Here is a 14024-nt window from a genome sequence, read left to right as displayed (position 1 = left end):
GTGACGCGTTACTTGAAGGGTGTTACTTGATCGCGCCGACCGTGATGCCGCGGGTCAGCGTGCGCTGGAAGATCAGGAAGAAGGCCACGGCCGGCACGATGCCGAGCAGCGCGGACGCGCTGGACATGGTGGCGTCCATCATCTTCTCGCCCTGCAGGACGCCGAGGGCGACCGGCACGGTCTGGTTGTCGTTGGAGATGAGGAACACCATCGGCAGGAAGAACTCGTTCCACGTCCAGATGAAGAAGAAGATGAGCAGCACCATGAGGGTCGGGCGGCTGATGGGCACGACGATGCCCCAGAGGATCCGCCACCTGCTCGCCCCGTCGAGTTCGGCCGCCTCCAGGATCCCCCGGGGGAACCGCCCGAGCACCGACGAGAGCAGGTAGGTGCCGAACGCCCCCTGGATCACCGTGAAGATCAGTATGACCGCGAGCCTCGAGTCGTACAGCCCGGCCTGCTTCGCCAGGTAGTACAGCGGGTAGACGAGTGCCTCCTGCGGCAGCGTGTTGGCGACCAGGAAGAGCACGAGCAGCCACAGCCGGCCGCGGACCCGGCCGATTCCCAGCGCGTACGCGTTGAGCACCGACAGCAGCACCGCGGCGACCGCGACGACGCCGCTGATCAGGAGGCTGTTCCAGAGCTTCAGGCCGAAGTCGACGCGCTGCCAGAAGGCGACGATCCCGTCGAGGTACAGCCCGTGCGGCAGGCTGAGCGGGCCGCCGGAGGAGTACTCGGCCGGGGACTTGAACGCGTTGAGCGTGACGATCGCGAAGGGGACGAGCATCACGGCCGCGAGCAGGACCAGCGCCGCGAGGACCGCCCAGCGCCCCGGCTGGCCGAACTGGCGATCGGAGGTCACGAGTCACGCTCCTGGTCACGGTCCTGGACACGCAGGAAGAGGAAGGTCACCACGACGATGATCAGGGCGAGCACGGTGGCGATCGCCGAGCCGTATCCGACGTTCACCTTCTGGAAGAAGTTCAGGTAGGAGAAGTAGGACGGCACCATCGTCGCCGAGCCCGGGCCGCCCCGGGTGAGCACGAAGATCGGGCCGAACACCTTGAGCGCCGCGATCGTGCAGGTCAGCAGGACCACGAAGATCTCCGGCCGGATCTGCGGGATCGTGATGTGCCAGAACCTGCGCCACCAGGAGGCGCCGTCGATCTCGGCCGCCTCGTACAGCGAGGGGTCCACCCGCTGGAGCCCGGCCATGAAGATGACGACCGGGTACCCGAGCTGGAACCACACCATGATCGCCATCACCGTGGCCAGCGCGAGGTCGGGATCGCCCAGCCAGTTGACCTTCAGCCCGAAGATCTGGTTCACCGCGCCGTACGACGGGTGCAGCATCCAGCCCCAGACCACGCCGGCCACCGCGACGGGCAGCACCTGCGGCAGGTAGAACGCCGCGCGCAGGGCCGAGGCCGTACGGGCGCCGAACCGCCGGGCGATGTAGTCGAACAACGCGGCGGCCAGCACCAGGCCGACGACCGTCGGCACCACCGCCATCGCGACGATCAGCGCGACGTTGTGCTGGAAGGACGCCCAGAACCGTTCGTCCGCGAAGAGCTTCGTGTAGTTGTCGAGCCCGATCCAGGTGGGGGTGCCGACGCCGGACCAGCGGGTGAAGCTCGTCGCGACGTTCATCAGGAACGGCACGACGATGATCGCGAGGAACAGCACCAGGCTCGGCAGGAGGTAGAGCCAGTAGCCGCCCCTCCCGCGCGGGCGGGCGGCGCCCGCGTCGGGTGGTGCCATGTGCGGACCTTTCGGGGTGGGTCCGGCGGCGGAGACCGGTCAGGTGATCCCGCCGCCGGGATCTGGGAGAGGCGGGTTCCCTGCTAGTTGCCGATGTCGGCGAGGTTGTCGTTGTAGGGCTGGGCGATCTCGTCCAGGACCTCCTCCGGCTTCTTGTCGCCGTTGATCAGTTCCTGCACGCCCGAGACGAGCACGTCGTAGTAGCCGGGGGCGGGCCAGTCGGGGTAGAAGGCCAGGCCGTCCTGCGTCGAGAGCTTGTTGAAGTTCTCGATCAGCTCCTTGTTCTGGGCGTCGGTGATCGCGGCGGGGTCGGCCGCGACCGGGATGCCGCCGGAGTTGCCCAGCAGGTTCTGGACCTCCTTCTTCATCGTGATGTCGATGAAGTCATAGGCGAGGTCCTTGTTCTTGGACTTCTCCGGCACGACCCAGATGTTGCCGCTGGAGCCCGGGGCGAACTGACCCGGCCACAGGAAGGAGCCCCACTTGAAGTCCTTGATCTCCTCCTGCATCCGGCCGAACCACCAGCTGCCCGACACCATGATCGGGAACTTGCCGCCGATGAACGCCACGCCCATGTCCTCGGCCTTCATGCCGGCCGAGTTCTTGGCGATGTAGCCCTTCTTCACCCAGTCGGAGAAGGTCTGCGCGGCGTACGTGAACTCGGGGCCGTGGAAGTCGACCTTGCCCTTGTAGAGCTCGAAGGAGTCGATCCAGGCGCGGTTGGCCTTGTTCAGGGCGAGCAGGTAGAACAGCTGCTGGGCGGGGTACTCCGCGCCCGCCATCGCGATCGGCGTGGTGCCCTTCTTCGTGAACGTGTCGAGCGCCGCGGCGAACTCGTCGAAGGTGGTGGGCACCTTCACGCCCGCCTTATCGAACATGTCCTTGTTGTAGTAGACCATCACGTACTCGCCGTAGTTCGGCACGCCGAACCACTTGCCCGAGCCCATGATGCCCCGCTCGTCGTACTTCGCGGTGGTCTGCAGAGACGGGCTGAGCAGCTTGTCCCAGCCGCGCTTGGTCGCCTCCTCCGTCAGGTCGGTCAGCAGGCCCTGCTTCGACAGCAGACCGGCCGTCGCGTTGCCCTTGTTGTACTCCATGATGTCCGGGGCCTCGTCGGAGTTGAGGACCATGCCGGCGGTCTTCTGGATCTGCTCGAAGCCCTTCTCCTCGAACTTCACCTTGACGCCGGGGTGGCTCGCCTCGAACTCCTTCATCGCCTCGGCCCAGGCGGTGCCCATGGCGCTGTTGCCCGTCTCGTAGTGCCAGAGGGTGAGGGTCTTGGCCTCCGCGGAACCACCGCCGGCGGCGCTGCCGCCCTCGGACTTGCCGTCGTTTCCGCCGCACGCGCCGAGCGCCAGGACGGCCGCGGCCAGTGCCGCCACCGCCGCGCTCCTGCCTAACTTGACCATGGTTGTTCTCCAGGGGGTATCGCTTCAGTTGATGACGACCGGGGCGCCGGGGCCGGCGAACTCGACGCCGCCGATCCGCTTGGGGCCCTCGGCGGTGACGGTCAGCCGGTCGCCGTCCCACACCGCCCTGACCCTCGTGTCCCCGTCCAAGTCCCTGATCGTCGTACGGCTCTCGCGCTCCGGCAGGCCGAAGACGAGCAGGGAGACCCGCGGGTCGTCGGCCACGGTGTCACCCGGCTCGGTGACCGGGACCAGCGAACCGCGCCGTCCGAACAGGGGGATCCGGTCGAGCGGCGGCGACACCGTGACGTAGCGCCCGCCGTCCAGCGTCTCGCCGGTCCAGTAGTCCACCCACACCCCCGAGGGCAGGTAGACCTTCCTGGTGCCGTCCGCCGAGGTCATCGGGGCGACGAGCAGGTCGGTGCCGAGAAGGTACTCCAGATCCGCCTGCCAGGCCACCGGGTCGTCCGGGTGGTCGACGCAGAGCGCGCGCAGCATCGGCGCGCCCGTCTCGGCCGCGGTGACGGCCGCCGAGTAGATGTACGGCATGAGCCGGTACCGCAGCCGCAGGGCCTCGATCGCCGCCTGCTCGGCGTGCGGCGGGAACTCCCAGGGCTCCCGGGTGGTCGTGCCGTGGAACCGTACGAGCGGGGACAGCGCGGCGAACTGCGACCAGCGGATGTAGAGGTCCGGGGTGGGCGTGCCGGTGAAGCCGCCCGCGTCGTGGCTCCAGAACGGGACGCCGGACAGGCCGTGCGACAGGCCGCCCCTGATCGTGCTGCCCATCGCGGGGTAGGTCGTGTCGACGTCGCCGCTCCACTGCGCCGAGTGGCGCTGCCCGCCGAGGTAGGACGAGCGTGCCCAGACCAGGCCGTGCCCGTTGACCTCGCGGGTCACCTCGGCGACGAGGTCGTTGAACAGCAGCGTGTAAACGTTGTGCAGGTCGGTGCCGGTCATGCCGTTGAAGGCCACCGCGTCGGCCGGCACGCCCTCGGCGAAGTCGGTCTTGAACGCCGCGACGCCCTCGCGCAGCCGGTCGCGCAGCAGTCCCCTGAACCACTCCGCGGCCTCGGGGTTGGTGAAGTCGACGATGCCGCAGGCGGGATAGGAGCCGTGCCAGGTGTCGGCGACGTACGTCTCGCCGTCGGGCCGCCTGAGGAAGTAGCCCTTCGCGGCGGCCTCGGCGAAGGCCGGGCTGAGGTGCGAGATGTAGGAGTTCATCCAGAGGCAGACCTTGAAGCCCTGCTCCTTGAGAGCGGCGAGCATGCCCGCCGGGTCGGGGAACGTCTCCGGGTCCCACTGGAGGTCGGACCAGTGCCCGTCCGCCTGCCAGTAGCAGTCGAGGTGCAGCACGTCGCAGGGGATGCCGCGCTCCCTGATCTTCCTGGCGCGCTCCAGCACCCGCTCCTGGCTGTCCCTGAAGAAGCCCGAGGAGATCCAGGTGCCGAACGCCCACTTCGGCGGCAGTTCCGGCCGTCCGGTCAGCCCGTCGAACCGGTCCAGCACCTCGGCCGGGGTGGGTCCCGCGATCACGTAGTAGTCGATGAGGTCGTCGGGCACGACGATCTGCACGGCGCTGTGGGTGGACTGGCACATGTCGAACTCGACCGGCGTGCCGCTGTCGACGCAGATGCCGTATCCCCTGCTGGACAGGTAGAAGGGCACGTTCTTGTACGCGCGCTGCGACTCGGCGCCGAACGCGTCGAAGTTCCACATGAGCGGGCGCTGGCCGCGCTTGTCGAGCGGCGTGAACGACTCGCCGAACCCGCCGAACGCCTCGTCGGCCGGGGCGAGGAACGTGTCGTGGTAGGCGACGGGGGCGCCGTCGACGGTGGAGCGGCCGAAGGGCAGCGTGCGGAGGCGGCCGCTGATGTCGGGGTGGCCCGGGTCCTGCTCCACCAGCGTCCGGCCGGCCCGGTCGGTGAAGCGGAGGTTCCACGGGTTCAGCCGCACCTCGGCGCGCAGCGACCCGGCGTCGACGACGACGCGGCTGTGGTTCGCCTCCACGACGGTCCCGGCGTACTCGCCGGGGGTGACCATGGCGATCGCGCGGGCGGACCGGGTGCGGGCGTCGGGATCCTCCGCCAGCCGCACCCGGATCACCCCCTCACCCGCGGCCGAGATCTGCACGACGAGCGTCTCCTCCGCCGAGGTGGAGCCCTTCAGCGTCACCCCCCGCCCGTCGGAGGCCACCACCTCCGCGCCGGTCAGCGCGGACAGGCCCGTCTCACCCGGCTCACGCACCGGTAGCTCGGGAGGATCGGCCACGAAGAACTCGCGCGCGACCAACGGGGGGCGGTACGGCATTGCGGCACTCCATCAAGCTCATCCGGCGATTGTGGAGTTAGTTTGCCGTCCATCCCAACAAAAATCAATGGGCCGCCCGTAGCGGAGTTTGCGCAGGTTATTCCCGTATATGACAGTTTCAGGTAATGTGTCCGCAATCCTCGGTCAAGGGCAGGTGATGTGGATGGACAGGTTCGTACACGTGATGCCGCTGGACGACGTGATCGACCACGAGGGCAGCCCCGGCTGCGTCTGCGGTCCCGGCGGGCAGTCCGTCACCGCCGCCGACATCGGCGAGCCGGCCTCTCCCCCGGACGACGACGCCATGCCCGGCTGGCCGCGGCCGGCCGTCGGCATGATCTACCACCACTACGCGCTCAGCCATTGCCGCGAGTGGGAGGCCGTCCCCGAGCCCTGACCTTCTCGGCTACCGGGGCGCCTGGTACTTCGCCAGGACCCGCTGCAGCCGGTCCACCACCGGCCGCCAGGACGGCGGCAGGGTGTAGCGGGTGACCCGGCGGCCCTGGTACGTCAGGCCGTACGCGAGGAAGTCGGCCCCCTGCGGCGGGGCCTCGGACCGGCCGAGCCGCAGGTTCTTCAACGCCCCGCGCAGCCCGCGCCACTCGGACGCCGTCAGGCACCTGCGCACGACCGGCCCCGTACGGCGGCTCAGCAGGGCGCAGCCGTCGGTGTAGACGCGCACGCGGTCGTCCAGCCCCGCGAACCCGCCCTGCTCGCGCAGTTCGACCAGCGACTTCCTCGGCGCGGTCGTCGCCTCGGCCGGGCCCGTCAGGGCCGCCGTGCAAAGGACCGCCAGCGACAGCAGCGTGACACGCGAAGTTCTCATGCTCTCCATAACGGCCCCCAGCCCCGTCCGGCTCACCTCACAGGTGTACCGCAAGGCGTGCGGCCCGCGCCGGTCATCGGGGTCCGTGTCGTCCCCGGATGGGTGAGGGCGGCCGGGGCGGCCGCCCTCGCGCGTCCGGCAGCGGGGTCGGACAGGCTCTAGGGAGTCCACCTGACGTTCGGGTTGATGTGGCCGGTCCAGTTGAACACGGCCATGTTGTCCCAGCCGTCGCCGCTGCCGTTGATGTTGGCCGGGTCCCAGCCGTTGCCGGGCACCGCGTACCAGGTCGGCTCCCAGTAGAAGACGCCGACGGCGCCCGCGTCGCGGGCCGTGTTCTGCACCGCCGTGAACTCCGCGCCCTGCCCCTGCCAGGTGAGGCCGTACCCGGAACACCCCGACGTGACCGAGTTGCCCGTGGAGTCGGCGTTGTCGGGGGTGAACGGGTACGCCGTCTCCGCGATGACGACGGGCTTCCCGTAGCGGGACCGCATGTCCGAGATCACCCAGGAGAGGTTGGACAGCGTGCCGTGCCACATGCAGTAGTACGACAGGCCGGTGATGTCCCAGGCGACGCCCTTGGCCCTGATGCCGTCGTAGAACCAGCGGGCGTTGGCGTCGCTGTCGGCGTCCGCGGTGTGGATGATCACCTGGGTCCCGCCGTTGCACGCCTTCGTCGCGTTGTAGCCCGCCTTGAGCAGCAGGCTCAGGTTGGTGAAGTCGTTGTTGACGACCTTGCCGTCGTTCCACAGCATGCCGACGTTGATTTCGTTGCCGATCTGCACGCTGTCGGGAGTCGTGCCCTGCGCCTTGAGGCTGGAGCACACGTCGTAGGTGTAGTTGTAGACGTCGCTCTGCAACTGGCCGATCCCGTGGCCGGCCCACGCGGCGGGCTTGTACTGCTTGCCCGGGTCCGCCCAGGTGTCCGAGTAGTGGAAGTCGATCAGCAGCTTCAGGCCCTTGGCCTTCACCGTCCTGGCGTACTGCAGCACCTTGGCCTTGTTGTTGTAGCCGCTGGCGGGGTTGTTCCAGATCCGCAGGCGGACGTAGTTGACGCCGACGCCCTTGAGGATGTCCAGCGGGTCCCTCTGGTTGCCGGCCGCGTCGTAGTACCTCGCGCCCAGGTCCAGGGCGCGTTGTACGGAGGAGACGTCGGCGCCGAGCATGGTCAGCGGGGCCGCGGCGAGCGCCGGCGGCCCGGCGGCCAGAGCCGCGGCGGCGCAGGCGACGAGCGCCGCCAGGATCTTTCTCATGTGTCCTCCGGTCAGGAGAGGATGTGACGGATTCCCCCGAAAGGATCCCCCGCCCCCGGCAGCACCGAGGGAGCTTTCATCTGATTTCAGGTGCTTTCACACACTTTCAGGCGAGCACTGCGGGGCGCGGTCAGGTGCGGACCACGACGACGCCTCCGGCGGGCACCGTCGCCGACCCCGAGTAGGCGGCGCCGTCCAGCACGCCCGTTCCGGTCACCCCGCCGACCGTCACCTCGGCGTCCGCGTGGTTGACGAGGAAGAGGTGGTCGCCCCGCCGGACGACCTCCAGGGTGTCGGGCACGCCGCGCGGCCGGGACACGCCCGCGTGGTCGAGAACCCGGGCGACCAGCCCGCGCAGGTCGGCCTCGTGCGCGCCGTCGCCGGGCGCCGGGTCGAGGGCGGTGGCGACGTACCACGCCGTTCCCCCGCCCAGGTCGTGCCGGGTGACGGCGGGATGCCCGGCGTCGGGGCCGCCGGCGAACTCGTGTACGGCCCGCGCCCCCGCGAGCCGTACGCGCTCGGACCAGATCCGGCCCACCGGGCCCTGGCCTTCCGGCTCCTGTGCTCGCCGCAGCGGCACCGTCTCGTGCTCGCGGAGCGGGTGGAACTCCTCGACCGTCAGGCCGAGCACCTCGCGCAGCGCCCCCGGGTACGGCCCCGCGTGGATGGTGTCGTTCTCGTCGACGATCCCGGAGAAGCAGGAGACCAGCAGGTGACCGCCCGCCTCCACGTAGCGGTGCAGGTTCTTGGCCGGTCCCTCGCCGAGCAGGTAGGAGCTGGGCAGGACGACCAGCCGGTACGGCGACAGGTCGGCCGACGGGTGGACGAAGTCGGCGGTGACGTGCTCACGCCACAACGCCTCGTAGAAGGCCTCCACCCGGTCCCGGAAGCGCAGGTCGGCCGAGGGCCGCCACTCGAACTCGACGGCCCAGTAGGACTCCCAGTCCCAGACGAGCGCGACCTCGGCCCTCACCCGCGCCCCCCGCACCCCGCCGAGACGGCGGAGGTCCGCGCCGAGCGCGACCACGTCACGCCAGACCTCCGAGTCCGCGCCGGCGTGCGGCACCATCGCCGAGTGGAACTTCTCCGCGCCGTGGCGGGAGGCGCGCCACTGGAAGAACATCGCCGAGTCCGAGCCCCGCGCCACATGGGCGAGCGTGTTGCGGCGCATCTCCCCCGGCCGCTTGGCCACGTTGCGCGGCTGCCAGTTCACCGCGCCGGTCGAGTGCTCCATGAGCATCCAGGGACGGCCTCCGGCGACCGACCGGGTGAGATCGGCGGCCAGGGCCAGCTCGATGTGCGAGTCGGCGCGCGCCGCGACGAGGTAGTGGTCGTTGGCCACGACGTCGACCTCCTCCGCCCAGCGCCAGTAGTCCATCGGCTTGCAGTTGGGGATCATGAAGTTGGTCGTGACGGGCAGGTCGCCGAAGCGGCGGATCGTCTCGCGCTCCCGGCGGAAGCAGGCGATGTGGGCGTCGACGGAGAAGCGCATGAAGTCGAGCCGGAGCCCGGTGAGGAGGCCGGGCGGCGCGGTGACGGGCGGCTCGACCTCGTCGAAGGATCCGTAGGTCAGCCCCCAGAAGACGGTGCCCCAGGCGGCGTTGAGCGCGCCCACCTCGCCGTACTTCTCCCGCAGCCAGGCGCGGAACGCCTCGGCCGAGACCGGGCAGTAGCAGTGCGCGTTGGCCCAGCCGTACTCGTTGTGCACGTGCCACATGGCCACGGCGGGGTGCCCGGAGTATCGGGCGGCCAGGGCGGCGACGACCCGCTCCGACGCGGCGGCGTAGTCGGGCGAGCTGGGGCAGAAGCTGTGCCGGGAGCCCCCGCCGAGCACGCGGCCCTCCTCGTCGACGAGGCGGCTGCCGGGGTGCCGGTGGCGGAACCACGTGGGCGGCGAGGAGGTGGGGGTGGCGAGGCCGGCGTACACCCCCGCCGAGTGGAGCAGGTCGAGGATCCGGTCGAGCCGGGCGAAGTCGAACTCGCCCTCCCGCGGCTCGATCAGCCCCCAGTTGAAGACGCCCACGGTGACCAGGTTCACCCCGGCCTCCCGCATCAGCCGGACGTCCTCCCGCCACACCTCCTCCGGCCACTGCTCGGGGTTGTAGTCGCCGCCGTAGGCGAGGCCCTCGGGCAGGACGGGATAACCGGGCACGTCTCCCCCTCAGTTCTTCGTCTGTGAACGTGCACAGTAGTCCACAAGTGCGACTCCGAGAAGGCACGGAGCGATTCACCCAGATAAGGGAGGACCGTTAACAACCGCGTAACGGCCATTGACAGCGCGGGAGCGACTCTTCAGTCTGTGAACGCTCCCAGACATTCTCCACCCGCCTGGAGGAACACATGCGCGTGTACCGGCTGGCCACGGCCGCGATCCTCGTCGCCACGCTCTGCGCGGCCTGCTCCGGCGGCTCCGGCGAGCCCTCCGCCACCACCGGCGGCGCCGCCGCCTCCGGCGGCCCGGTCAAGCTCACGTACTGGACCTGGGTCCCGAACATGGACAAGATCGTCAGCGTGTGGAACCAGGCTCATCCCGACATCCAGGTCACGGTGAGCAAGCAGGCGGGCGGGGACGACGCGGCGGCCAAGTTCCTCACCGCCGCCAGGGCGGGCAACCCGCCCGACCTGGTCCAGGCGGAGTACCAGATGCTGCCCTCCTTCGTCGCCGCCGACGCCGTGGCCGACATCAGAGCGGAGACCGCGCAGGCGAAGGGCGAGTTCGGCGAGGGCGTCTGGGGGCTGGTGACGCTCGGCACCGACGCCGTCTACGCGGTCCCCCAGGACAGCGGGCCGATGATGCTGTACTACCGGCGGGACCTGTTCGACAAGTACGGCATCGAGGTGCCGAAGACGTGGGACGAGTACGCCGAGGCCGCCCGCGTCGTACGCCGGAAGGACCCGAAGGTCTTCCTCGGCACGTTCTCCAGCAAGGACCCGGGCTGGTTCGCCGGGCTCTCCCAGCAGGCGGGCGCCCAGTGGTGGTCGATCCACGGCGACGCCTGGAAGGTCGCGGTCGACGACGAGCCGACCAGGAAGGTCGCCTCCTACTGGGGCGGACTGGTGAAGGAGGGCGTCATCGACGACATGCCCTACTTCACCCCGGAGTGGAACAAGGCGCTCAACGACGGCAGGCTGCTCACCTGGCCGTCGGCGGTGTGGGGCCCGGGCGTGCTGTCCAGCAACGCGCCGAAGGGCAAGGGTAAGTGGGCCGTCGCGCCGCTCCCCCAGTGGAACGCCGGCGAGAACCACAGCGGCTTCTGGGGCGGCTCCTCCACCGCCGTCGCCGCCAAGTCGCCCAGCAGGGCCGCGGCGGCGACGTTCGCCACCTGGCTGAACACCGACCCGCAGGCGCTCGGGCTGCTGATCGAGGAGGGCGCGGTCTACCCGGCCTCCGCGAAGGGCGCCGCGCTGATGACCGAGGCCCCCGGTTACTTCTCCAACCAGCCCGACTTCTGGAAGCAGGCCGCCGCCATCGGCGCCACCGCCCGCGGCTTCACCTTCGGCCCTGACGTGAACGTGACGTACAACGCCTACCGCGACGCGTTCGACAAGGCCGTCGCCGCCAGGTCGGACTTCACCGCCGCCGTCCGGACGATGCAGGACACCACCGTCGCGGACATGCGCAAGACCGGCTTCACCCTCGCCCAGTGAGGCGTCCGGGAAAGGGGGCCCCGACGCGTCGCGCGGGCGCCGTGCCCTACCTGTTCCTCGCCCCGGCCATGGTGTTGTTCACGCTGTTCATGGCCCTGCCCATCGGCTACACCGGCTACCTGAGCCTGCGCCGCACCAAGGTCTCCGGTCTCGGCCTCGGCAGGGGCGCCCGTACGGAGGTCTTCGCCGGGCTCGGCAACTACGCCGCGGCCGCCGGGGACGGCGAGCTGTGGGCCGGCTGGCTGCGCGTCCTCGGCTACGGCGCGCTCGTGCTCGCGCTGATGCTGGGGCTCGCCCTGGTGTTCGCGCTGATGCTCGACGCGGCGCACGTGCGGCTGGCCCGGCTCACCCGGATCTCGATCTACCTGCCGTACGCCGTGCCGGGGGTGGCCGCCACGCTGATGTGGGGGTTCCTCTACCTGCCCGGCCTCAGCCCGTTCGGCGACCACGCGTTCCTGGGCGCCGGCGTGGTCACGTTCTCGATGGCCAACGTGGCGGTGTGGGGCGGCACCGGCTTCAACATGCTGGTGCTGTACACGAACCTGCGGGCCGTGCCGCGCGAGTACTACGAGGCGGCCAGGATCGACGGCGCGGGCGAACTGGGGATCGCGCTGCGGATCAAGATCCCGATCCTCGTCCCGGCGATCATCCTGACCACCGTGTTCTCCGTGGTCGCGACCATCCAGGTGTTCACCGAGCCGACCACGCTGCGGCCGCTGACCAACACGATCAGCTCGACCTGGAGCCCGTTGATGAAGGTGTACCGCGACGCGTTCGTCACCGGCGACCTCCACTCGGCCGCCGCGACGTCCATGGTGATCGCGGGGATCTCCGTCGTGGTGTCGTTCGGTTTCCTGCGGATCGTGAAGAACCACGCGTTCGGGGAGGGCTGATGGCCGCCGCCACGCGGGCCGGGGCACGCCGGCCGGCCGGGATCGTCCCCACGGGGGTGCTCGTGCTGGGCGCGGTCTACACCCTGTTCCCGGTGAGCTGGGTGGTGGTCGCGGCCACCAAGTCCAAGGCCGAGCTGTTCTCCACGCCGACCTTCGCGCCCGGCACCGGCCTGCTGTCCAACCTGGCCGACCTGTTCGCCTACCGCGACGGCGTCTTCTGGCTGTGGCTGCTCAACACGGCCCTGTACGCCGGGGGCGGCGCGGTCCTGGCGACCGCGGTGGCCACCGTCTCGGGGTACGCCCTCGCCACGTACGCCTTCCCCGGCCGCGGCCTGATCTTCAACCTGCTCGTCGGCGGGATCCTGGTGCCGCCCGTCGTGCTGGCGATCCCGCAGTATCTGCTGTTCTCCGAGGCGGGCCTGGCCGGCACCTACTGGTCGGTGCTGCTGCCCCAGGTCCTCAGCCCGTACAGCGTCTATCTGGCCAGGATCTACGCGCGGGCCGCGGTCCCGGCCTCGCTGCTGGAGGCGGGCCGGCTGGACGGCGCGGGCGAGTGGCGGCTGTTCCACCGGGTGGCGCTGCCGATGCTCACCCCGGCCATGGTGACGATCTTCCTGTTCCAGTTCGTCGCGATCTGGAACAACTTCCTGCTGCCGTTCATCATGCTGGGCGACGACCACCGGTTCCCGCTGACGGTCGGCCTGTACACCCTGCTCGCCGCCGGGGCCAACCAGCCCTCGCTCTACAACCTGATCATCACGGGGACGCTGCTGTCGCTCGTTCCGCTCGTCGCGCTGTTCCTCACCATGCAGCGCCACTGGCGGGCCGACCTGTCCGGCGGAGCCGTGAAAAGCTGAGCTGGGCGGGGGAGAACGCGCTGATCGGCGGGGGGACAATACGACCATGGCGAAGCGCCCGACCATCCACGACGTCGCCGCGGCGGCCGGCGTCTCGCGCGGCACGGTCTCCCGCGTGCTCAACGACGACCGGTACGTGAGCCCGGCCGCCCACGCCGCCGTCCGCCGGGCGATCACCGAGACCGGCTACATCGTCAACCGCAACGCCCGCAGCCTGGTCACGCAGCGGACGGGGTCGGTGGTCATGGTGCTGTCCGAACCGCACGAGAAGGTCTTCGAGGACCCCAACTACGGGGTGCTGATCCGCACCGCGATCCGGCGCCTGGCCGAGCGCGACGTCTCCCTGGTCGTCATGCTGGCCGGTGACGACGGGGACCGCGAGCGGGTGCTCCGCTACGTGCGCGGCGGCCACGCCGACGGGGTGTTCCTGGTGTCCACCCACGCCGGCGACACACTGGCGGACGCCCTGGTGAAGACCAGGGTGCCGGCGGTCGCGCAGGGCGCGGTGGTCGGGCGGGAGAACGCGATCCCGTACGCCGCCGCGGACGACCGCGAGGGCGCCCGGCAGATGGCTCGTTACCTGGTCGAGCAGGGCCGCAGGAGGATCGCCACCATCACCGGCCCGATGGACACCCCCGGCGGCGTCCAGCGGCTGGAGGGCTTCGCCGACGTGCTCGGCCGCAAGGCGTCCAGGCGGCTCATCGAGCACGGCGACTGGACTCAGCTCAGCGGCGAGAGCGCGATGGCGCGGCTGCTGGAGCGCGCGCCCGACCTCGACGCGGTGTTCGTGGCCTCCGACCTGATGGCGGCCGGGGCCCTGGCGACGCTGCGGGCCGCGGGCCGGCGGGTGCCCGACGACGTGGCGGTGGGCGGCTTCGACGACTCGTCGATCGCCGTCTCCACGCACCCGCCGCTGACCACGATCCGGCAGCCGCTCGCCCAGGTGGCCGAGGAGACCGTACGCCTGCTGCTCGAACTGGTCGACGGCGCCGACCGCGTCGAGCCGGTCATCCTCCCCACGACGCTGGTCGTACGCGACTCCGCCTGACCTCGGGCGGCGGGGGGATGTCACA

At 70.3% G+C, this 14024-nt stretch carries 12 protein-coding genes; 5 read left to right on the top strand and 7 right to left on the bottom strand.

Going from position 1 to position 14024, the window contains the following annotated elements:
* Positions 1 to 22: 22 nt before the first annotated feature.
* From HHX37_RS30635 to HHX37_RS30620, 4 genes are all read right to left on the bottom strand, one after another.
* Positions 23 to 862, bottom strand: a complete 840-nt coding sequence (locus HHX37_RS30635) for a carbohydrate ABC transporter permease (RefSeq protein ID WP_244302313.1) — start codon at positions 860 to 862, stop codon at positions 23 to 25.
* Entirely contained in the window at positions 859 to 1761 is a 903-nt protein-coding gene (locus HHX37_RS30630) for a carbohydrate ABC transporter permease (RefSeq protein WP_138462585.1), read from the bottom strand. Before HHX37_RS30630 ends, HHX37_RS30635 begins: the two co-directional genes overlap by 4 nt.
* A gap of 83 nt (positions 1762 to 1844) precedes the next feature.
* A complete protein-coding gene (locus tag HHX37_RS30625; protein ID WP_182887663.1) occupies positions 1845 to 3170 on the bottom strand; it encodes an ABC transporter substrate-binding protein in 1326 nt (441 codons plus the stop codon).
* 24 nt (positions 3171 to 3194) lie between these two features.
* Complete coding sequence (locus HHX37_RS30620; RefSeq protein WP_182887662.1) at positions 3195 to 5477, bottom strand: TIM-barrel domain-containing protein; 2283 nt, start codon at positions 5475 to 5477, stop codon at positions 3195 to 3197.
* A gap of 163 nt (positions 5478 to 5640) precedes the next feature.
* On the opposite strand from HHX37_RS30620, the gene HHX37_RS30615 reads away from it, so the two are divergent.
* Positions 5641 to 5874 (top strand): hypothetical protein, encoded by a 234-nt coding sequence (locus HHX37_RS30615; protein WP_182882926.1) that lies wholly within the window; start codon positions 5641 to 5643, stop codon positions 5872 to 5874.
* Positions 5875 to 5883: 9 nt separating this feature from the next.
* Here the strand turns inward: HHX37_RS30615 and HHX37_RS30610 are convergent, their stop codons facing one another.
* The 3 genes from HHX37_RS30610 to HHX37_RS30600 all read right to left on the bottom strand — a co-directional run bounded on the left by HHX37_RS30610 (position 5884) and on the right by HHX37_RS30600 (position 9705).
* On the bottom strand, positions 5884 to 6303 hold the full coding sequence (locus HHX37_RS30610; RefSeq protein ID WP_133306217.1) for a hypothetical protein: 420 nt from the start codon (positions 6301 to 6303) through the stop codon (positions 5884 to 5886).
* A 158-nt stretch (positions 6304 to 6461) separates the two neighbouring features.
* On the bottom strand, positions 6462 to 7553 hold the full coding sequence (locus tag HHX37_RS30605) for a glycoside hydrolase family 53 protein (protein ID WP_138462590.1): 1092 nt from the start codon (positions 7551 to 7553) through the stop codon (positions 6462 to 6464).
* Between the two features lie 130 nt (positions 7554 to 7683).
* A complete protein-coding gene (locus HHX37_RS30600) occupies positions 7684 to 9705 on the bottom strand; it encodes a beta-galactosidase (RefSeq protein ID WP_310740608.1) in 2022 nt (673 codons plus the stop codon).
* 188 nt (positions 9706 to 9893) lie between these two features.
* Here HHX37_RS30600 and HHX37_RS30595 point away from each other — a divergent pair, with 188 nt between their 5' ends.
* From HHX37_RS30595 to HHX37_RS30580, 4 genes are read left to right on the top strand one after another with little or no spacing between them, the layout of a single operon-like run.
* Entirely contained in the window at positions 9894 to 11201 is a 1308-nt protein-coding gene (locus HHX37_RS30595; protein ID WP_182887661.1) for an ABC transporter substrate-binding protein, read from the top strand.
* Positions 11198 to 12094, top strand: coding sequence for a sugar ABC transporter permease (locus HHX37_RS30590; protein WP_310738319.1), 897 nt, complete (start codon positions 11198 to 11200; stop codon positions 12092 to 12094). Before HHX37_RS30595 ends, HHX37_RS30590 begins: the two co-directional genes overlap by 4 nt.
* Positions 12094 to 12951, top strand: coding sequence for a carbohydrate ABC transporter permease (locus HHX37_RS30585; RefSeq protein WP_182887660.1), 858 nt, complete (start codon positions 12094 to 12096; stop codon positions 12949 to 12951). Before HHX37_RS30590 ends, HHX37_RS30585 begins: the two co-directional genes overlap by 1 nt.
* A gap of 46 nt (positions 12952 to 12997) precedes the next feature.
* Entirely contained in the window at positions 12998 to 13999 is a 1002-nt protein-coding gene (locus tag HHX37_RS30580) for a LacI family DNA-binding transcriptional regulator (protein ID WP_117410573.1), read from the top strand.
* Positions 14000 to 14024 lie beyond the last annotated feature (25 nt).

It is taken from the genome of Microbispora sp. H10885, assembly GCF_014161415.1.
Taxonomy (GTDB): Bacteria; Actinomycetota; Actinomycetes; order Streptosporangiales; family Streptosporangiaceae; genus Microbispora; species Microbispora triticiradicis.
The sequence above is the reverse complement of the archived record's forward strand: the minus strand, read 5'-3'. Positions and strand labels throughout refer to the sequence as shown.

Coding starts and splice junctions, on each gene's coding strand:
- HHX37_RS30580 (WP_117410573.1), top strand. CDS start 12,998: ATGGCGAAGCGCCCGACCATCCACGACGTCGCCGCGGCGGCCGGCGTC.
- HHX37_RS30605 (WP_138462590.1), bottom strand. CDS start 7,553: ATGAGAAAGATCCTGGCGGCGCTCGTCGCCTGCGCCGCCGCGGCTCTG.
- HHX37_RS30585 (WP_182887660.1), top strand. CDS start 12,094: ATGGCCGCCGCCACGCGGGCCGGGGCACGCCGGCCGGCCGGGATCGTC.
- HHX37_RS30630 (WP_138462585.1), bottom strand. CDS start 1,761: ATGGCACCACCCGACGCGGGCGCCGCCCGCCCGCGCGGGAGGGGCGGC.
- HHX37_RS30610 (WP_133306217.1), bottom strand. CDS start 6,303: ATGAGAACTTCGCGTGTCACGCTGCTGTCGCTGGCGGTCCTTTGCACG.
- HHX37_RS30595 (WP_182887661.1), top strand. CDS start 9,894: ATGCGCGTGTACCGGCTGGCCACGGCCGCGATCCTCGTCGCCACGCTC.
- HHX37_RS30625 (WP_182887663.1), bottom strand. CDS start 3,170: ATGGTCAAGTTAGGCAGGAGCGCGGCGGTGGCGGCACTGGCCGCGGCC.
- HHX37_RS30620 (WP_182887662.1), bottom strand. CDS start 5,477: ATGCCGTACCGCCCCCCGTTGGTCGCGCGCGAGTTCTTCGTGGCCGAT.
- HHX37_RS30615 (WP_182882926.1), top strand. CDS start 5,641: ATGGACAGGTTCGTACACGTGATGCCGCTGGACGACGTGATCGACCAC.